The sequence below is a fragment of the Trichocoleus sp. FACHB-46 genome (genome assembly GCF_014695385.1).
GTDB lineage: Bacteria > Cyanobacteriota > Cyanobacteriia > FACHB-46 > FACHB-46 > Trichocoleus.
Genome location: NZ_JACJOD010000006.1, coordinates 524,623 through 544,092 on the forward strand (window position 1 = coordinate 524,623; position 19,470 = coordinate 544,092).

The following is a 19,470-nucleotide window of genomic DNA, read 5'->3' on the forward strand; positions in this document are numbered from 1 at the left end:
TGCGATTGTCAGTTTAGAAGAAATCGTGACAAAATCTGTTAGAACTGACTCAAGCCTGAAGAGTTCGGTCAAAATTAAGTTATTCATTGGCTGATACGGCTAGAAGCGATCGCACTTTCTAGGCAGGGCTGCGCCAGATAGCTAACACCAAAAGGTTAAACCACTGCAAAATCAACTAATTACGTGAGTTATTAGTGGTTTGCAGACAAATTCAGGGCATTCTTTCTACAGAATGTATGGTTGAAGTAACGACGATGACCGTAGATACTTGGGGATTTACAGATGCTTTAAGGAATCTCCACGTAACTTTAGCAAGTCTTCAAGGGTTTTCCCGCATGACCTACACTACGCTTCGTCGTTTCTAGCCAGATAATTAAGGTGGAATAGGAATATTCCCAAGTGAGCGAAGTTGTAGTGGGTGATGCTGAATGAGCTACTGCATAAATCCAGCCTGTCCTAATCCTGAGAACATAACCCACACTGAATTATGTCAGGCCTGTGGCTCTAAGCTATTGCTTCGCGATCGCTATCGAATTAGCCAAGCGCTAGGACAAGGTGGATTTGGAGCCACCTTTCTGGCAATTGATGAATCGTTGCCAGGAGAACCCAACTGTGTCCTCAAGCAGTTGCGGCCTACCTCAACCGCGCCCCACGTCCTGCAAATGGCGCGGGATTTGTTTCGTCGAGAAGCAAAAACTTTGGGCAAAATTGGTAGCCATCCCCAAGTGCCGCGTTTGCTCGATTATTTTGAAGCAAACCAAGAATTCTATCTAGTTCAGGAATACGTTGGTGGTGCCACTCTACAACAAGAGATCAAGCGAGGTGGCCCCTTAAGCGAAGCAGGAATTAAGCAATTCCTCAGCGAAATTCTGCCTGTTTTGCAATACGTCCACAGCCAACAAGTCATTCACCGCGACATTAAGCCTGCCAACATTATTCGCCGCACTCAAGATGCCAAGCTGGTACTGATTGACTTCGGTGCCGTGAAAGATCAGGTCAGCCAAACCTCCATGAGTGTGTCGGAGCAAACGGCATTAACTGCCTACGCGATTGGGACACCTGGCTATGCACCGCCAGAGCAGATGGCGATGCGTCCTGTATATGCCAGTGACATATATGCCGTCGGCGTGACTTGCATTTATCTCCTAACCGGAAAATCTCCTAAAGATTTAGACTACGACCCAGCCACAGGGGAACTCATGTGGGAGAAGCATGTGCATGTTACGGAGCACTTTGCGAGTGTGCTGCGGAAAATGCTAGAAGTTTCGGTACGTCACCGCTTTCAGTCTGCGGCTGAAATTCTCCGAGCCTTAGATCTAGAGCCTTATCTAGACAGTCTGGCTAAGAGTATGTCAACTCAGAACCAGGGTAATCCTCAGAACCCGACTCGTCGTCAGTCAGGCGATCGCACAGATGAGACCGGTAGCCCTGTCACCGCTTCTCCCGCCGCACGGGTAGCAATGGCAATTCGAGCTCGACAGGCAAAATCAGACTCCACGAGTTTGCAGTCAGGCATGTCTCGTAATCGAGTGTTAGCTGCGAAACCCTCCTCACTGACTGCTCTACGCAGTAAAGGGTCTACCACTGGGCAGCCAAAAGTACCACCAAAAATTGATGCCCAAGCTTTACAACTGGCTTACTCTAAAGGCCGACGTGATTTTGCAGCCTATGACTTGAGTCTCTTGAGTCTGCAACGCGCCAGTCTATCCGGAGCAATTTTTCACCAATCCAAACTGAACAACGCCAACCTCCAAGGTGCGAATCTCTTCAATGCTGATTTTGGGCGAGCCAGCTTAAACGGCATTAATCTTCGAGATGCCAACTTGTCTAGAGCTTATTTAAGCCATGCGGACTTGGAAGGGGCTGACTTACGCGGCGCGGATCTGAGCCATGCTTATCTTGCGAATGCCAACTTGCGGGGTGCAAATCTGTGTGGCGCTAATTTGACAGGTGCTAAAGTAACGGACGAACAGTTATCTGCGGCTCGCACCAACTGGGCAACGGTGCGTCCGGGTGGTAAAAAAGGACTTTGGTAAGTTATTTAGCCGAGGAGTCCATTCATGCTCAAGCTCTATGGTGGAGCCCGTAGTCGAGCATCTATTGTGCAGTGGTATCTGGAAGAAATTGGCCTTCCCTACGAGTTTGTCTTGCTAGATATGCAGGCGGGGGCGCACTTACAGCCTGAGTTTCTGGCGATCAACCCAATGGGGAAAGTGCCTGCGATCGCGGATGGAAACTATCACCTTTGGGAATCAGGCGCGATCTTGCTGTACTTGGCTGAGAAATATGGCCAGACCTCTACTTCATCTGAGCAGCGAGGTGAGATTGCTCAGTGGGTTTTGTTTGCTAATGCGACGCTGGGGCCAGGAATTTTTGTTGAGGCGAGTCGAGAACGGGAATCCGCCCGCCTATTTCCTGCGCTGAACCAAATTTTTGAGCAACAACCTTATTTGCTTGGCCCTGAATTTAGTGTCGCAGATGTGGCAGTGGGGTCAATGCTAGCCTATATGCCCTTGATGCTGAAATTAGATTTCAGTGCTTATCCTGGCCTCCTAGCTTACTTAAAGCAAGTTACAGAACGGCCAGCCTATCAAAAGGTAATGTCTGCACGTGCGACCTAATCTCTGCTGAGACTACTTGCGACCCAGGCTGTTCTCATTAAGAGCCAAAAAAAAACTAAAAAAGGATGGCTACTCATAAACAGAATAGCCATCCTTTTTTAATCAGGTATCTTATCGGTGATTTAGACAGGTTTATCAGCTTATCTAAAACCCACAGCAGCTTGCCAAACAAAGGCGAGCAGCAAGAAAAAGACTGGAATGATGGGTAAAACGTCCACTAGGGGATCGAAGATTGCGTAAGCTTCAGGCAGTTTTGCCAACAGCAGTGCTGCTTCCATGAATGACTCTACCTCTCCAACACAGATTTCAGAATTGGTACGTATCTTAACACGCTTTGCTGGGCGGCGCTGAGGTTACAACGATTTTGACTGGCGCTTCTAGGGGACGGAGGCAGGGGGTGAAGTAGGTGCTAACCAGCGAGCAAAATCCTCTGCAAAGGAGCCTTGTAAGATCGAAGCTCGAATCTCTTGAGTAAATCGAACTAGTTCAGTGATGTTGTGAATGGATAGCAGGGTGTAAGCCAGAATTTCCCGCGATCGCAACAAGTGACTGACATATGCCCGCGTAAATTTCTGGCAGGTATAGCAGGGGCAAGTGGCATCCAGGGGCGTAAAGTCTTCCCGAAACCGCGCATTCTTAAGGTTCCAGCGATCGCCTCGAACTAAAGCGTTGCCATGCCGCGCCAGCCGAGTGGGAATGACACAGTCAAACAAATCCATGCCCGCCGCGATCGCTTGAGCCATTTCGCGGTAAGTGCCTACACCCATGAGATAGCGGGGTTTGTCTACGGGCAGCAAAGGTGTCGTCGCTTTAACAATTTGTTCGATCAGTTCGGGTGGCTCGCCCACACTCACACCGCCGATTGCGTATCCAGGCAGGTCAAGCGCCGCCAGAGAGCGAGCAGCTTCAGCTCGTAAGTCTAAGTGAACCCCTCCTTGCACAATGCCAAACAAAGCTTGATCGGGTCGCTGATGAGCCGCAATGCAACGCTCTAACCAGCGATAGGTCCGGGCTGTGGCTTCGGCGATCGCTTCTCTTGTCGCGGGGTAGGGAGGGCATTCGTCGAACGCCATAATCACGTCAGCACCCAGTTGATTTTGAATCTGAATCGACCGCTCTGGGGTCAGGTGAATGATTTGCCCGTCTTTAGGAGAGCGAAACTTCACGCCTGTCTCGTCGATTTGGCGCATTTCACTCAGGCTAAACACCTGAAAGCCGCCCGAATCAGTCAGCATTGGGCCAGACCAACCCATAAATTGATGCAGCCCGCCTGCCTGGGCCACAATCTCCTCGCCTGGTTGGAGATGTAGATGGTAGGTATTGGCGAGTACCATTTGGGCACCAGTGGCTTGGAGTTGGTCTGGTGTAATGGTCTTAACATTCGCCAAAGTGCCCACTGGCATGAATCGAGGCGTTTCGACCACACCATGTGGTGTTGTAAACAGACCTGCTCTAGCTTGAGTACGACAACACTGGGCCTGACATTGAAAAGTAAACTGAGCGCTCAAGACAAATTCAACCTAGAAAGTGAACAACTGCTCTCTGGCAAGCAAGGTAGAGGCTAATAACAGACAAAGGCGAGAAACTTTACAGCATAGACGATGAATTACACTGGAAGGGCTACAGATGCCAATCTCCCTCATAAATCAGCTATCTTTATCTCGGCTGACTTTTGCTTCAGGGTGTTGCCATGATTGGGGTGAGATGGTCTAAGCTAACTGAAAACTCGTGTTCTTTATCTTTAGGACTGTACTGTGCCTAACCGCTCTCCTCTGCTTCCTCTCCTAATCGCCCTCGGTTTGTGGAGTGTGGCTCAACCCGCCTCGGCGCAAGCAATGATTCCCCACACGCTGCAATTGAACTCGAATCAATTAGAGCAGCAGGGCCTCAGTTTAGCACAGGAAGCAGCTCAGCTGGCTCAGTTCCAGCAGTACGAATTAGCACTGTCCAGAGCGCAATTAGCGTCTCAGTTGGCTCCTAATAATTCCCAAGTTTGGTCATTGCTTGGCAGCTTATATTTGCAAGAGACTGAGCTAGATAAGGGCATTAGGGCTTTGGAGCGGGCGCGATCGCTAGACTCCAAAAATACTGCCATTCTGTTTGCCCTGGGTTCAGCACATTTTCAAAAAGCCCAGTACGCCAAAGCGGCTGATTATCTGCAAGCAGGCTTGAAGCTAAAGCCAGATACAGCTGGAGCTTTATTTGATCTAGGCAATGCCTACTACATGCTGGAGCGCTATCAAGAAGCGATCGCTCAGTACGAAACTGCAGTAAAACAAGACCCCAAGTTTTGGCCTGCGGTCAACAACATTGGCTTGATTCGATATGAGCAAGGCTCGGTAGATGCAGCGATTAAGCAATGGCGGACTGCGGTCTCAATGGATGCCAAAGCGGCTGAGCCTCAATTAGCGCTGGCGGTGGCACTTTATAACAAAGGCGATCGCAACCAAGGATTAGTTTTGGGCGAAAAAGCGGTTGAGTTAGATAGTCGATATGGTGATTTGAAGTTCCTCAAGGAGAATCTCTGGGGCGATCGCTTACTCACAGATGCCAAGAAGCTGCTAAATACACCGAGAATCCAAGCGACCCTAGCTCGGAGCCAGCCGCAACCAACCCCTCAGCAACCTCCCCAGTAGCTACAAGCAGGAGCAAAGCCTAGGGTGCCGCTATCAATAGGAGCTAGGAGAACTCAGCTTCAGATAGCTCCTTGGTCTCATTCGTTGCTTACCTAAGTTAGGCTTACCTTGCTATAAACATATAAATCAGGAATCGATCAGCCAAGTAGAGACTCCTAGACAGCCTAAAACTATTGTCAGTAAGACTTGCTACAATTTCTCTAGTAGTACATTTGTATAAGACTAGAAAAACCTGCTGTATGGTCCAAGCTAAACAGCTTCCATCAATTCAGAAATCTGGAAGGATATTTGAATTGGATCTAGTCTTGAGGCAATAGAGCGGTAATTTGATCGACAAACTGCTGATGATCAACGACAGGCTTGGAAATATAGCCGTCAGCTCCGCTCTGCTTCAGAAAAGTCTCGCGATCGCCCTGCATGGCATGGGCTGTAACTAGGATGATGGGAAGTTGAGCTGTCTGCGGATCTGCTTTCAGCATTTGCGTAATTTTGATGCCATCAACCGACTTGCCTTGATAAACACTTCGAGCCAAAGAAACATCCATCAGAATAATATCGGCTTCACCAGAGCGAGCAATCTGTATCACCTCTTCGACATTTTCTGTGTGCTTCACGGCTAAACCCCCACGTTTTGTCAGAATTTTGCCAAAAACGCGAGCGTTTACCAAATCATCCTCCACAATTAAAACGGTTTTCATCTTGATTTCCTTACTCATGGCCCCACAATGCAGTAGTTTACCCTTCGGTATGCCTATGCCACATCCCTCCCGTTTGATCCTACTGTGAGGAATGCTGTAAACAGGGTCATTTGAGGTATGCTGTGCCTCACTGTTGGCAAGTTATCAAAAGATTGGTTTGAAGTCAGGAATTAAGGAATAAAGCTCATGGCGAAACAGTTGAACCTGATCCAAAACGGACAGGTCATCCCCACTGCCCTGCACACAGAGATGCAACAGTCCTACCTGGAATACGCCATGAGTGTGATTGTGGGGCGGGCGTTGCCAGATGTCCGGGATGGCCTCAAGCCAGTGCATCGGCGCATTGTGTATGCCATGCATGAACTTGGCCTCACTCCCGATCGTCCCTATCGCAAATGTGCCCGTGTGGTGGGAGATGTATTGGGGAAATATCACCCCCACGGCGACCAAGCGGTTTACGACGCTTTAGTCAGGCTGGTGCAAGACTTTTCCAGTCGCTATCCGCTCTTGGCAGGGCATGGCAACTTTGGCTCGGTGGATGATGACCCTCCCGCCGCCATGCGTTATACCGAAACTCGGCTAGCGCAGATTGGCAATGAAGGCTTGCTGAGCGAGATTGGCGAAGCCACAGTTAATTTTATTGGTAACTTTGACAACTCCCAGCAAGAACCTACCGTTCTACCTGCTCAATTGCCATTCTTGATCCTCAACGGCAGTTCTGGCATTGCTGTGGGAATGGCGACTAATATACCTCCACACAATTTAGGCGAAGTCGTCGATGGCTTGATCGCTTTAATCGATCGCCCGCAGCTATCCGATGAGCAACTGCTAGAAATTATTCCTGGCCCCGATTTCCCGACCGGAGGAGAGATCGTGGGCAAAGAGGGAATTCGGGATGCCTACACCACAGGGCGAGGCAGCATTCCCATGCGGGGGATTGCTCAAGTAGAAGAAGTGCCTGTGGGCAAAGGACGACAGCGCCGTACGGCAATTGTGATTACGGAGTTGCCCTATCAAGTCAATAAAGCGGGCTTGATTGAGAAGATGGCTGACCTGGTCAACCAAGGCCGCATTGAAGGGATTGCCGACATCCGCGATGAAAGCGATCGCGATGGCATGCGGATCGTGATTGAACTGAAACGAGATGTAAATCCGCAACTGGTGCTGCACCATCTCTACAAGCAAACCCCACTGCAGACCAACTTTGGAGCCATTCTACTGGCCTTAGTGGATGGTCAACCTCGCCAGCTAACCCTCAAGCAACTGCTACAACATTTTCTCGACTTCCGCGAAGTCACCTTGACCCGGCAATATATCAATGAGCTGAGTCAAGCCCAGAGTCGCGCCCACTTGGTAGAAGGGCTGTTAACGGCTTTATCTCACCTAGACCCTGTAATCGAGATTTTGCGTCACGCCCCAGATGGCACTACTGCCAAAATCAGCTTACAAAACGAGTTGAACCTGAGCGATCGCCAAGCCGATGCTATTTTGTCCATGCCGATGCGGCGTTTAACGGGGCTAGAGCGACAAAACTTGCAGACAGAATATGACGAACTAACCAGCCGGATGCAAAACCTGCAACGGTTGTTGGGCGATCGCCATGAACTCCTAAAAGCTTTGAAAAAAGATTTCCGGGCTTTGAAGAAAAAGCATGGAGATGTTCGCCGGACCCGCATTGCTGGCAGTAGCTCAGTGACAACCACCCCGGAAGAAGAACTGCTAGCTGAGACACCCAGCACCGAAGAGGAAACAGTCCTAGAGCTGACGCAACGCGGTTATGTCCGGCGATTATCAGTGAAAGCCTTTCAGCGGCAGAATCGCGGCAAACCTGATTCATCGGTATCTACGAAACCGGAGGAAAGCAGCGATGCCGTTAACCAGACCCTCTGGACTAACACTGCCCAAGAACTGCTGGTTGTTACCCGGAGCGGCAAAGCGTACACGATTAAGGTCGGAGATATTCCGGTTAGTGCAGGGCGCAATGCCAAGGGAACTCCTCTCGTCACGCTATTGCCCAACGCGGCTCAAGGTGATCCGGAAACGATTAGTGCCCAACTTTTAATTCCAGAACATGTTGAAGAGTTGAGTTTGGTCATGCTGACCCAACAAGGCCGAGCCAAGCGCGTACCACTCTCAGAATTTACCAACCTCACGAGTCGCGGGTTGACCGCTTTAAAGCTGAAAGATGATGATGAACTAGTGTACGCTTGTCCAGCTTTTATTGGTCAGCAAATTGTTCTAGCAACTTCTGGCGGGCGATTGCTACGCTTTGAGGTAGACGAAGACCAACTCCCGTTGATGGGACGCGCTGCCCAAGGCAACCAAGCTTTACGTCTCCGCAGGCAAGAAAGACTGGTGGGTTGTGCCGTCTTGGAAGCAGACAACCATCTACTGCTGGTATCAGAACGAGGCTATGCGAAACGGATGCCTGTCACAGCTTTGCGGCTGACTAACCGGGGTGAAATTGGTATCCAAGCGATTCAATTTACTGCCAAAACTGATAACTTGGCAGCTATGAGCGCCGCTCTGCCTAAGACTGAAGTGCTGTTGTGGACCAATCAAAACCGTTTAGCTCGCTTGACAGTCGAGACAGTGGCGATTCGGGGTAAAGATAGTCCAGGCGATCGCCTCTTCCCGCTCAATTCTGGGGAGAAAATTGCCACGATTACAGTGCTAGAAACTTCAACTAGTTCCTTAGAGACGGATTGACAACAGATTAGCGACAGATTCATCCAGCTACGAGGGCTAGCGACAGTGCAATCTGGCGATAAAGTCCAGTAAGCTAAATTTCAACGCTTTGGATCGCAACTATCGTGGCGCAGGTTGTTCTAGAAAATATCTATAAAAGCTTTGCCAGTCGGCGAGGGGAAGGGACGAGTGTTCCTGCTCCAGCGGAGCCTTTACTCGCCAACGGTATTGCGCCTGTGAGTGAGGTAGAAGCTACACCAGCCGAGCCTACAACATCGCCAACGCCTAATGTGAGCGTGTTGCGGCGCATCAACCTGACCGTGAATGACGGCGAGTTTATGGTACTGGTGGGGCCATCGGGTTGCGGAAAAAGCACCTTACTTCGGTTGATTGCTGGGCTAGAGGAGTTAACTGGAGGCAATATTTGGGTGGGCGATCGCTTAGTCAACGAGTTACCTCCCAAAGCGCGAGATATCGCGATGGTGTTTCAGAGCTATGCGCTCTACCCGCACATGAGCGTCTACGATAATCTTGCCTTTGGCCTCAGGCGCACTAAACTAGGCAACCCAGAATTAGGCAATCCAGAATCAACCAGAACCCGGAGAAATAGCAGACAGCAAAGATTACCCGTTTGGGCTGAGAATTTGTTGGTTAGTTCTACGCGATCGCTACCTAAAGGGCTGCGTTACTGGTCGGAGCGAGAACGCGCTGTAGATGAACGAGTGCGAACCGTGGCCCAGATGCTCCAGATTGAGCCACTCTTGCACCGCTTACCCAAACAACTGTCCGGTGGACAGAAGCAGCGAGTCGCTTTGGGACGGGCGATGGCTCGCAATCCTCAGGTTTTCTTGATGGATGAGCCCTTGTCCAACCTGGATGCCAAGCTCCGCACTGAAACTCGTGCCCAAATTGTGAAACTACAACGACAACTGGGCACCACCACCATTTACGTTACCCACGACCAAGTGGAAGCGATGACGATGGGCGATCGCATTGCCGTGATGAATGCGGGCCAGATTCAACAGATCGCCTCACCGCTAGAGCTGTATAACCGACCTGTAAACCGCTTTGTGGCAGAGTTCATCGGCTCCCCTACCATGAACTTCCTGTCAGTTCAGGTCAAAGCTCCCCTACTAATTACCCATCCCCAATTTCGCCTCACCTTACCCGAAGTCTGGGCTGCAACCTTGCAAAAATATGATGGGCGATCGCTCCTGCTTGGAATTCGACCAGAACATGTAAGCGTCAGTGTACCAGCACCCAAGAATTTACCCGTCCGGGTAGAGCGAGTCGAAGCACTGGGCAATGAAACCCAAGTGCTCGTGCGTCTAGTAGGCGCTGAGACCTCAGAATCAACCTTACAAGCCCGGATTAGCCCTGACCAAGCGGTGCAGTTGGGTGAGGAGATGTGGCTTGCGATCGCCACTGACAAAATTCACCTGTTTGAACCTGAAACAGGTCATGCTGTTTTTTCTAGGTAGAGATGTATACAGAGTGAGTTGGAGCTAAGGTCCAGAAGCTAGGGGAGATATAGTTTCTGACTTTTGTGAAACTAATATCTCATCCTTATGAGAGAGGCGCTCTAATCTCAGTTAAATTTACATTTATTTGCAAAGCTTAACAGGCTACCTAAAAAACCAACGACCCCAGGAAGAGAAACTGATGCAAAACTCTACGAAAGTAACTCCTCCCACAATGGATGATCGCAATGCTTGGCGGGTCGGTTTTACGCCTCAAGCTGAGATTTGGAATGGTCGTCTTGCCATGTTGGGATTTGTGGCAGCCGCTTTAATTGAATTGGCTTCGGGGCAAGGATTTCTACATTTCTGGGGCTTGATGTAGCCTGAACGAGGCTATCCTAAATTTCCCTGACGATAGATGGAGCGATCGCGAAAATTCACATTGCATGTAGCAAGATTATTGGTTACATTAGTTCACATAAGTTTATAAAAACTTCGTACCAACTTTCTTGCTTAGCCAAACCTAAGTTGTTCGCTGAGTGATCTCTATTTATCTCACACCTTTGGAGAGAAAATGATGCAAGACATCAACAAGACCAACACTCCTGTCATGGACGATCGCAACGCTTGGCGTTTTGGTTTTACTCCCCAAGCCGAAATCTGGAATGGTCGCCTCGCAATGCTAGGCTTCCTAGCCGCTACTTTAATTGAGCTGTTTTCCAATGAAGGGTTTTTGCACTTTTGGGGCTTAGTGTAATCGTTCTAGTTCAAACGTCTTGTCAACCTCAAATTACTAGGACACTGGAAGTTTCATAATAAGCTTCCAGTTTTTTCATTTCTGCTTTCTAAACAATAAAGAAGGCTCAATAGCAGTATGCTACGAGCCTCTTCTGAAAACTGTACTAAATCAAAAATCGCTTAGCGAATATACTCTTTGAGTACGCTGTTGCGGTTGGGGTGACGCAGTTTACGCAACGCTTTCGCTTCAATCTGACGAATCCGTTCGCGGGTGACGTTGAAGATTTGGCCAATTTCTTCCAGAGTCTTCATCCGTCCATCGTCTAGGCCGTAGCGCAACCGGAGAACATCGCGCTCACGAGGGCTGAGGGTACCCAAAACACTTTCCAAATCTTCCCGCAGCAAGTTCTTGGAGACTTGATCTTCAGGTGTTTCGCCATCGGATTCAATAAAGTCGCCCAAGCGAGAGTCTTCTTCTTTACCAATGGGAGTTTCCAGAGAAATTGGTAATTGAGCAGACTTGGCAATAAACCGCAGCTTCTCGATGGTCATTTCCATGCGAGTCGCAATCTCTTCTTCTGTGGGTTTGCGGCCCATTTCTTGAGAAAGCAGCTTTGTGGTTTTCTTGATCCGAGAAATAGTTTCGTACAGGTGAACTGGTAGACGAATTGTCCGAGATTGATCTGCGATCGCCCGCGTAATTGCCTGACGAATCCACCAAGTTGCGTAGGTAGAGAACTTGTAACCCTTTTCGTGGTCAAACTTTTCAGCAGCCCGAATCAAACCAAGGCTACCTTCCTGAATCAAGTCTTGGAACGATAGACCCCGATTCATGTACTTCTTGGCGATGGAGACAACTAGACGCAGGTTAGACTGCACCATTTTCTCTTTAGCCCGCCGACCGAGGTGGAGGCGAGAGCGGAAAGCTTGCAGCCCCATATTGACTTCGCTTGCCCACTCGCCATCATGGGGTTCACGCTCTAGTTTATCGGAGAGCCTTTCGCGAATACGTTCTAGTTCTAATAAGTCAGCGATCTTCCGTGCTAGTTCAATTTCTTCATCAGCGCGAAGGAGTCGAATTCGACCAATTTCTTGAAGATAAAGCCGAATTGAGTCTTCGGTGTAATGCTTCTTTTTAGCTTGAGCCCGTCGTCGGGTAGTGCGACCCTTGCCAGGCTTACCATCTTCTTCATCCGGCTGCACATCTAGAGAGTCATCATCTTCTTCTTCAACTAAGAAGTCATCCAGCTCACCATCCGGCTGTTCGTCAGAAGCGTCGCGAAGCGATTCGATGGTTTCGAGTACGTTATGGGCCTGGGTCATGCCGCGTTCCTCATGCTCCTTATATGTAGAGAGTCAAAAAAGTTAAGACCATTAAAGATCTAGATTGAAAAACTTGTTTGGCGAAATCTCAAACAAGTTGTTTAGGTGATCATGCCGTCGAGCACGCGACGCTCATCTAGCCTTAGTATCGCTATCCCTACAACAGCATTCACCTCAACAAGCTAACAGAGATTTAAAGATCCCTATCCATCATTGGTAGCATGCTTTTTCAGAAGATAACCCCCTGAAGTTAGAGAATTTGGTCATAAACTTTGCGAAATACTCCAACCGCTAATTGTTAGCAACGCAAAAATCGACCACATTCCCAAACATACAACGCTTGGTTGAGGCTTTGCCAAGGTATAGGTGAATACTGAAATTTTGAATGTCTCTCCGATTGTAGCTTTTCTCACAAAAGTTGCATCCTTTTGCCTGCAGTAACTTCCAAAGGAAAGTTGACAGGATATGCACACTCAGCATGATGCAGCCAAGAGGGAGTTTGATTTTCATCAACTACACTCGTTAGAAATCCGTGAGCTTCTGATGATAGCGTAAACATCACGAAGAAGTGGAACTCAGGCAAACATTTCATGCAATAACGGGTTGCCAACAACCGTAGCAAGCTAAGAATGTGATTTCCAGTCCAGTAAAGCTGTAAAAGTCAGTAATTTTGACAGGTTAATTTAGCTTTCTAAACTAGAACGATGAGGTTTTCATCAAGGGAAGTCACAAAACTGGGCGATTTTCGGAGAGCCTTAAAGCGTGCGGCTTTAGGACCGCCAACGGCATCATGGAGTTTAGTTGGAAAGGCAATCGCCCTTGCCGTAGGTTAGCTCAAAAGTCGCCAGCGGTTGATTCAACTTACCCACCCTAGCTCCGTGAACTTACAGTTAAAGCATGATTATTTTGGAGAAGAGATTAAGAGATCTAAATTGCTCCACTCGGATAATTAAGTTTTTCCATTAAAGCCTAGGCAGCTAATAGCTGGTTTCTTCAGCTTGAGGTGGGTCAGAAGCTTCTACTAAGGAGAACGGCGGCACCTTAGGTAAGTCTAAAGTTCCTGAATCTGCCAACATCGTTTTAAGCGCAGGATCGCGCAAGCTAATCCAGAGACTGCAAGTGTTGAGGCTGGAACTAATGACGACTGAGGTGCCTTGTTGGGCAAGCTTGCAACCGAAGTGATAGAGCTGAGGACGGTACTGTAGCTCTAAAGTTTGCAGTCGGCAAAATAATTCTCCTTGATAGGACAAGCCGTCTTGAACGCTATCACCAAACCAAAACTTAAAAATAAGAATTTTTCTCTCATCTACAACAAAAGGTAACACTTGATGTACCTGCCAGAGAGTTGCTTGATTTTAGATTCAGTCGCCTTCCGTTATAAATGAGGGAATTGCTAGGACTGCATAAGAGTCTTGCTCCCCAGCCTCTCAACGGAGAGGGTGAAAAATCAGTAGATTGTTAAGTTATTTAATTTTGAGCTGAATTGAAATTGTGCAGCTTACTATTGCACCCTAGAACCTAGCCTAGGAATGAAAATTAAACCCAAAAGGTTTACAACCAGTCAAATCATGCAACCCTGATGATTATTTATTGTAGTGTTGGCTTTGCATCTGCCAAAGTTGATCGACCGTAACAAAGTGATAACCGAGTTGTAGAAGTAGAGGAATCAGCTCAGCTACTGTGGCTGCCACGTCAACTCCCCCAAAATAGCCATCGTGCAGAACAATCAGCGAACCCTGTTGCACTTGTTTAAGTACTCGCTGCGTCACGATGGAAATGCCAGGTCGTTCCCAATCTTCTGGAACTACACTCCACATCACAGGGCGATAACCCCAATTTTTTAGCAGGTTTAAGGTTTGAGGGGTAAAAAAGCCATTAGGTGGCCGCACATCGGTCACATGCTGCTGTACATAAGCTAGATCCAAATGACAAGCTTGGGCGATCGCGTTTTGAGTTTGCTCCAAGCTTTGCTTTAGGGCTGCTGGGGTCAGTTTGGGAAAAGCTCGATGATTGTAACCGTGTAAGCCAATCCAGTAGCCTTGTTCGTAAACACTTTGAGCCACAGCGGGCGCTTGATCGACACAAGCACCGAGCCAAAAAAAACTCGCTGGAATATTGTAGGTATTGAGGACTTCTAAAAGCTGAGGGGTGTACTCCGGGTGAGGTCCATCATCAAACGTAAGGGCGATCGCGGGTGAGCTACAATGACCACTCCAGAGACAACCTGGAAAAGCAGGCTTGAGGAGCTGATATAAGACTGGATAGAGAGGAGCAAGCTGCATGAGTGATGTGGCTTAAGTTAGAAGCAAATTGCCTCGATCCTAACGAAGTTCAACTCTTTACCAAACAACTGCGTCGAACTTTAGCTGATTGCACTAACGAGGAAAGGATATCGCCACTGATCGGTTTGACTAAAAAGCCATCAAATCCTGGATTTTCTTCCTGTGGTAGCCAGCTAGGAGCATGACAATCGGTAAGGGCCACAATTGTCGTGTTACAAGTCCGAGTCATGCTGCGCAAATGATGAACCAAGCCTCGTGACCATCGGTGGCGATCGCCTGACAAAATTACTAGATAAGGTGGTTCTCGATTGGCTTGAGCTACGGCCTGTGCTTCTGAGCTAGCCACACTGACAGCACAACACAGTCGGTCTAGTAGAGACTTTAAGACATCTAAATCATCTGATTGTTGGCTCAGAACCAACACATAACTCGAAATTGATTGCATAAATAACCCAGCACGCTACAAAACAATATATCTACAAAAAACTGTTCTTTGGATGGTCTTTAAACTGCTGAAATCTCTTGCCTTAATTATCTTCTGGTTGTGTAGAAGCTAAATCCAGCTTTTTACTTTCTTTAGCTTTGAGGTGTTAGACAGGAGCTATTTATATTGCCGAAGATTAACGCCTGCTTAAATAAATATATTTTTTGCAGCATGATCATTGATGAAAATCAGTTTAAGTAAAGAATGTTAAGGTTCATATCGACCTATCTTTTAATATGTCTACTGTGCCTCCAAGCCTTTTCATACTTGTTTTTATGATCGGTGAAACTCCTTACAGATGGTGCTTCTCAATTAAGGTTCAAGTTGAAGAAAGGACATCTTAAGCGAAAGCAATAAAGTTGAAGACTTTGGAAGAAGGTGAGAGTTGGTTTAAATAGTTATTGCGCTGAGTCTTAGTTTTTTGATGCCAATGAATCATTAAGAAATAGTTTTAATGTGGAAAGGTAGATATAGATTTATAAGCTTCTAACTCTGGCGCAAGAAAAATTTTGGCTAAAAAGTAAAGATTTTGTTGAGAAATGCCAATCTATCTTTGTTACCCTGCTTAAGAGCAAAGCTAAACTAGCGATCGGCTTAAAAATTAATTATTTCTATATTTGTTCTCTAAGAAACTAGCTTTTTGTTAAGGAATAAACAAAAAATTAGAATTTTGATGGGGAGGGTTTATGACTTACAGTGTGGGTGCTTCTGTGAGGCTTTTGAGGCTTTGCATGGGAGCTAGTTTGGCGATCGCGCTGGCAGGGTGTGAAACTCTAACCACCAGTCAATATGAAGCGACTGCCCGCACCACCTATACCTGGCGGGTAGAATACTCTACCAATCCAGGCCGTGATCAAGCAACTCGTACCGAAGCCTTCGCGACGACTTCTCTGTTGAATCGCAACGGCAATCGGCCTGAAGGTGCGGTTACAGGACCAGACGATCGGGGAGTATGGTGGCCTGCTTTACCGCCTCGGCCAACTGTAGATGCAATGGAGCAGCGGCAACGCACCTATGAAAAAATTAGTACTCCCCAGATCCTCAAAACTGTGGAGTATGAAATTACTTATCAGAGTGGTGATCGCGCAACCACCGCCTCAACTAACCATGACGTGTACCGAACCGTGGTGAAAGCCCTACCGAACAACACGTCCCTAGAGCTGACCTTGGGAGTAGATGAGCGATCTGTCACCAAAGCAGAACCTCGGTAGATGCCAATAAAAAAGTAGAAAGTTGTGAAGTCAACTCTCTACCAAGGTTCCTACTGAGACGCAATTCAGAGGTTAAGTGAGTGATGGTTGTAGGCTTACTTGCTGTAGTCTTTTTTCGCCTTTTTGCCTTTTTCTTCCTTCACCTTTACTTTGGAGCTGGACTTGTATTCGTAGTCGCTGGTGCTGGTAATGCTGCCTTCGCTCACCCCTACCTCTTTGTAGTTGAGGATGAGGTTGCTGGCTTCGTAAGTTGAGACATTGGTGTCGCTCACATCAATCACTTGTACGACTTGACCAGGGGGCGCAGTGATTGCAGAAGCCAGATTGGAACTGAAGACTTGGACTGTGCGGCTAGCAACAGCGAAGCTACCGTTACTAAGTGAGTTAGTGTAAACGCAGTTTTTGGGAGGGGTAGGCAGACCCGCAATTTGAAAACTGCTGGTGTTAACTGTCTGGGAACTGCTGAGGAAAGTAGCTCGCTGCTCACTATAGCTAGAGCCTGTAACTTGCGTAAAGTAATCGTAGGTGTTGGTTCTGGTGTCAATCAGCCCATCCTGGTTGGCATCAATGCCATAAACAGTCCGCACCACACCGTACTGGCTAGGTTGATCAGGCAGAATTAAGGTAATGGCAGCATTATCAGACAGCAAATCGCACTCGGTGTAACCGATGAGCTGGTTTTGTTGGTTGAACAAGCGGATCACAACGCGATCGCCTTCGTTCAAGCCTCGAATAAACTTCGCTTTAGATTTCAGCTTGTACTTGCCGTCTTTTTCTTTAATCTTGCCTTTCAACTTGTAGCGAAAATCTCCGATCAAGCGCTCTGCTAGGTAGCTGTTAGAACGCTTGGCCTTGAGGGAAACGCGAGCGGTGACGTAGGAAAGTGTGCCTTGAGGTTGAAGAACGGTCAAACCAAAGTGCCCCCGATGAGCATCCAACTTTTTGGCAATCTGCACGGTTTGGCTAAGCTGCATGTCAGATGCTATAGCTGTTTCAGCTTCGCTAGTGCTGATTTGGGTAAAGGCGTTCGCCCGCTGCACATCATAGTTTCCCAAAATCATCGTTGAGGCTACTACTACAACTGAAGCCCGCTGCCAGAGGGGACGGCTCTGCTTAGAAGTACCATGCACAGTATTCTTCATAGGTTGGTGGAAGTAAGTGAAAGGGCACAGACTAGTAAACTTTTACGCTCGCCTTTTAAAGAGCGATCGTATTTCCACCCACTTGACTGCTGAGAAAATTAGGAGGTTCCTCTAGCAGAGAAATATGTTTTAACGGTAAAAAATTCTTTTACCGCTTGACTCTGACACTCATAAAAGGCTATGGCGCTAAGCGAGCTTTCTTTAAACGGTTGGTTTCATACCACTCTGCGATCGCCGGAACCCAAGCCTGGAAGTGAGGCCAAATGAGTTCACAGAGCTTTTGGGCTTCTAGTTGGGCATCTGCTTTCCAACGGAGGTCGATCAGATGCATCAGCGATCGCACGTTGGCCGACATCACCCAATGTTGCCGCACATCAAAGGGAATTAGGCTGCGGGCATGTTCCTCAGAGAAACCTTGGTCGATCCGCAGTTTGTAGCGTTCGCAACCTGCAAAGCACCACTCCAAATCTTGCTTTCTCAGTTCTTCTGTGTATTCGTAGCGCTTGCCTTGGCGATCGGTGTAAAAGCCTAGGGGACGTAGATAGAAAACATCCTCAACATCTCGTTTGCCCTCTACAACATCGATAATTCGCTGGCCTGTATAACGGAAGGATTGAACATCAAAAGAGACGCCCACGCGATGAGTACGAATTTGCTGCATGGTGGAGTGAGGGAACCAGCCGCAGTTGAGGATAATTTGCGGATGCTCTAGGGGGCCGTAGTGACCCCGATTTCCGGCTAGTAAGTTTTTGGTGATTAGCTCGCCACATTTGGCTTCATCAGGCCAGCGATCGCGCTCTCCGTAGACCCAGGCTTCGCTGTAGTCCTGGTGCATGGCTAAATAAATCGCCTGTTGAGGATTTGAGGTTGCCCTCAGGACTTCAACCTGGAATCTCTGCATGTCCGCCCATCTCTAAAAATCACGGGAACTCATCATAACTTCTTTTCTGGCTTCCTTAGCGCTCCTTTATCGCCTTTAGAAATTGGCAAGAATGCATTATTGCGGTTGAATTCAGAGAAGATGAAATCATTCCTGGCAGACTTGCTGCCGCAACAATTTCTTAAGTCTGGAAGGTCAATGACAATCACAATTTCGCTCAAGCCTGAACATTTCAATAGCCTAGATGTATCGCCCGTGCAAACTGTGATTGAGAAACTCATTCGAGAGGGGGCGATCGCGACTTCAGAACAGCAGATCACCTTTGAAATTGAATATCCACGTGAGCCTGAAGATCCCAGGGAGTTGCCCGAAATTCCTGAAATTCGCCTGTGGTTTGTGCGATTGGATGCGGCTTATCCTTGGTTGCCCTTTTTGCTCGACTGGAAGGCGGGAGAACTGGCTCGCTATACCGCCATGCTAGTGCCTCACCAATTTCATCGCGTCGAGGGCATCCAGTACAACCCAGAGGCTTTGGAGTTGTTTGTGATGAAAAAGGTGTTTACCTTGGCGGATTGGCTGAAGCAGTATGGCATCCCCAGCAAAGCCCGCGTCAAATCGATGGCTCAGATGTTTGGTTATGAGCTAGATGACGAATTTTTTAATTTAGTGGCTGTGTAGCTAGCTGTTTGAGAATCCATTCAGCAGCAGCAGGGAGATCGGCGGCAATGTAATCGGGGCGGGTGTGATGTTGGTACTCGCCAACTAAGACGCGATCGCCAAACCCAGTCTGGACGAGAATGCCCGTACAGCCAGCATTATGGGCCATATCAATGTCTGTCGCTTTATCTCCGACCATGAAACTACGGCTGATGTCGAGGTTATGCTCCCATGCTGCCGCAATCAGCATGCCTGTATTGGGCTTACGCCAGGTGCTCCAGCTCGCTAAATCTGGATTTATCCCACCTTCCGGGAGGCTTAAGGTAGGACAAAAATACAAGGCATCTAAGCGGGCCCCCGACTCTTGGTGCAAGAGAGTGCAGAGCCGTTGGTGTAAAGCCTCGACATGGCTAATTGGGTAGTAGTTGCGGGCTGGCCCCGATTGATTGGACACCAAGCAGCAAAATAAGCCTTGGTTATTCAACCGCCGCACTGCTTCGGCCGCACCTGGGACCAGATGCAAATCTTCGACATTGTGAATGTAGCCAGCCTCAACATTGAGGACACCATCACGGTCCAAAAAAACCGCAACCCTATCTCCTGCTCCTTCATCCCACCCTACGGGAACGCCAAAGGCGTACATCCTGCCT

At 48.1% G+C, this 19,470-nt stretch carries 19 protein-coding genes; 9 read left to right on the forward strand and 10 right to left on the reverse strand.

The window, feature by feature from the left end; translation table 11 throughout:
* Window positions 1-428 precede the first annotated feature (428 nt).
* Window positions 429-2,036: a serine/threonine-protein kinase gene (locus H6F72_RS02630; RefSeq protein WP_190431552.1), complete on the forward strand. Its 1,608-nt coding sequence runs from the start codon at window positions 429-431 to the stop codon at window positions 2,034-2,036.
* Between the two features lie 24 nt (window positions 2,037-2,060).
* Window positions 2,061-2,621 carry a glutathione S-transferase family protein gene (locus H6F72_RS02635; RefSeq protein ID WP_190431554.1) on the forward strand — a complete coding sequence of 187 codons (561 nt, stop codon included), beginning with the start codon at window positions 2,061-2,063 and terminating at the stop codon, window positions 2,619-2,621.
* A gap of 140 nt (window positions 2,622-2,761) precedes the next feature.
* On the opposite strand, the gene H6F72_RS02640 is transcribed toward H6F72_RS02635, so the two are convergent.
* On the reverse strand, window positions 2,762-2,899 hold the full coding sequence (locus H6F72_RS02640) for a photosystem II reaction center protein K (protein WP_015172773.1): 138 nt from the start codon (window positions 2,897-2,899) through the stop codon (window positions 2,762-2,764).
* Between the two features lie 99 nt (window positions 2,900-2,998).
* Window positions 2,999-4,129, reverse strand: a complete 1,131-nt coding sequence (gene tgt, locus H6F72_RS02645; protein ID WP_190431556.1) for a tRNA guanosine(34) transglycosylase Tgt — start codon at window positions 4,127-4,129, stop codon at window positions 2,999-3,001.
* A 246-nt stretch (window positions 4,130-4,375) separates the two neighbouring features.
* Between tgt and H6F72_RS02650 the strand changes: the two genes are divergently transcribed.
* Window positions 4,376-5,257 (forward strand): tetratricopeptide repeat protein, encoded by an 882-nt coding sequence (locus H6F72_RS02650; RefSeq protein WP_190431558.1) that lies wholly within the window; start codon window positions 4,376-4,378, stop codon window positions 5,255-5,257.
* 299 nt (window positions 5,258-5,556) lie between these two features.
* Here H6F72_RS02650 and H6F72_RS02655 read toward each other — a convergent pair whose 3' ends face one another.
* Window positions 5,557-5,955 carry a response regulator gene (locus tag H6F72_RS02655; RefSeq protein WP_190431559.1) on the reverse strand — a complete coding sequence of 133 codons (399 nt, stop codon included), beginning with the start codon at window positions 5,953-5,955 and terminating at the stop codon, window positions 5,557-5,559.
* Between the two features lie 186 nt (window positions 5,956-6,141).
* On the opposite strand from H6F72_RS02655, the gene gyrA reads away from it, so the two are divergent.
* The 4 genes from gyrA (at window position 6,142) to H6F72_RS02675 (ending at window position 10,860) form a co-directional block, all read left to right on the forward strand.
* Window positions 6,142-8,664: a DNA gyrase subunit A gene (gyrA, locus tag H6F72_RS02660; protein ID WP_190431560.1), complete on the forward strand. Its 2,523-nt coding sequence runs from the start codon at window positions 6,142-6,144 to the stop codon at window positions 8,662-8,664.
* 317 nt (window positions 8,665-8,981) lie between these two features.
* Window positions 8,982-10,124 (forward strand): ABC transporter ATP-binding protein, encoded by a 1,143-nt coding sequence (locus H6F72_RS02665; RefSeq protein WP_199298856.1) that lies wholly within the window; start codon window positions 8,982-8,984, stop codon window positions 10,122-10,124.
* A gap of 181 nt (window positions 10,125-10,305) precedes the next feature.
* Window positions 10,306-10,485, forward strand: coding sequence for a chlorophyll a/b-binding protein (locus tag H6F72_RS02670; protein WP_190431562.1), 180 nt, complete (start codon window positions 10,306-10,308; stop codon window positions 10,483-10,485).
* A 192-nt stretch (window positions 10,486-10,677) separates the two neighbouring features.
* Complete coding sequence (locus tag H6F72_RS02675; RefSeq protein ID WP_370527427.1) at window positions 10,678-10,860, forward strand: chlorophyll a/b-binding protein; 183 nt, start codon at window positions 10,678-10,680, stop codon at window positions 10,858-10,860.
* Between the two features lie 161 nt (window positions 10,861-11,021).
* Here the strand turns inward: H6F72_RS02675 and rpoD are convergent, their stop codons facing one another.
* The 4 genes from rpoD to H6F72_RS02695 all read right to left on the reverse strand — a co-directional run bounded on the left by rpoD (window position 11,022) and on the right by H6F72_RS02695 (window position 14,891).
* Complete coding sequence (gene rpoD, locus H6F72_RS02680) at window positions 11,022-12,164, reverse strand: RNA polymerase sigma factor RpoD (protein WP_190431563.1); 1,143 nt, start codon at window positions 12,162-12,164, stop codon at window positions 11,022-11,024.
* A 977-nt stretch (window positions 12,165-13,141) separates the two neighbouring features.
* Window positions 13,142-13,489 (reverse strand): hypothetical protein, encoded by a 348-nt coding sequence (locus tag H6F72_RS02685; RefSeq protein ID WP_190431564.1) that lies wholly within the window; start codon window positions 13,487-13,489, stop codon window positions 13,142-13,144.
* Window positions 13,490-13,747: 258 nt separating this feature from the next.
* Entirely contained in the window at window positions 13,748-14,446 is a 699-nt protein-coding gene (locus H6F72_RS02690) for a polysaccharide deacetylase family protein (protein WP_190431565.1), read from the reverse strand.
* Between the two features lie 49 nt (window positions 14,447-14,495).
* Window positions 14,496-14,891, reverse strand: coding sequence for a two-component system response regulator (locus H6F72_RS02695; protein ID WP_190431567.1), 396 nt, complete (start codon window positions 14,889-14,891; stop codon window positions 14,496-14,498).
* Window positions 14,892-15,616: 725 nt separating this feature from the next.
* Between H6F72_RS02695 and H6F72_RS02700 the strand changes: the two genes are divergently transcribed.
* Complete coding sequence (locus tag H6F72_RS02700; RefSeq protein ID WP_199298822.1) at window positions 15,617-16,141, forward strand: hypothetical protein; 525 nt, start codon at window positions 15,617-15,619, stop codon at window positions 16,139-16,141.
* Between the two features lie 95 nt (window positions 16,142-16,236).
* Here H6F72_RS02700 and H6F72_RS02705 read toward each other — a convergent pair whose 3' ends face one another.
* Both H6F72_RS02705 and thyX read right to left on the reverse strand, forming a co-directional pair.
* On the reverse strand, window positions 16,237-17,283 hold the full coding sequence (locus tag H6F72_RS02705) for a hypothetical protein (protein ID WP_190431569.1): 1,047 nt from the start codon (window positions 17,281-17,283) through the stop codon (window positions 16,237-16,239).
* 178 nt (window positions 17,284-17,461) lie between these two features.
* Complete coding sequence (thyX, locus tag H6F72_RS02710) at window positions 17,462-18,184, reverse strand: FAD-dependent thymidylate synthase (protein WP_190431571.1); 723 nt, start codon at window positions 18,182-18,184, stop codon at window positions 17,462-17,464.
* Window positions 18,185-18,361: 177 nt separating this feature from the next.
* Between thyX and H6F72_RS02715 the strand changes: the two genes are divergently transcribed.
* Complete coding sequence (locus H6F72_RS02715) at window positions 18,362-18,841, forward strand: CRR6 family NdhI maturation factor (RefSeq protein WP_190431573.1); 480 nt, start codon at window positions 18,362-18,364, stop codon at window positions 18,839-18,841.
* On the opposite strand, the gene H6F72_RS02720 is transcribed toward H6F72_RS02715, so the two are convergent.
* Window positions 18,822-19,463 (reverse strand): HAD-IIIA family hydrolase, encoded by a 642-nt coding sequence (locus H6F72_RS02720; RefSeq protein WP_190431576.1) that lies wholly within the window; start codon window positions 19,461-19,463, stop codon window positions 18,822-18,824. The genes H6F72_RS02715 and H6F72_RS02720 overlap by 20 nt on opposite strands.
* Window positions 19,464-19,470 lie beyond the last annotated feature (7 nt).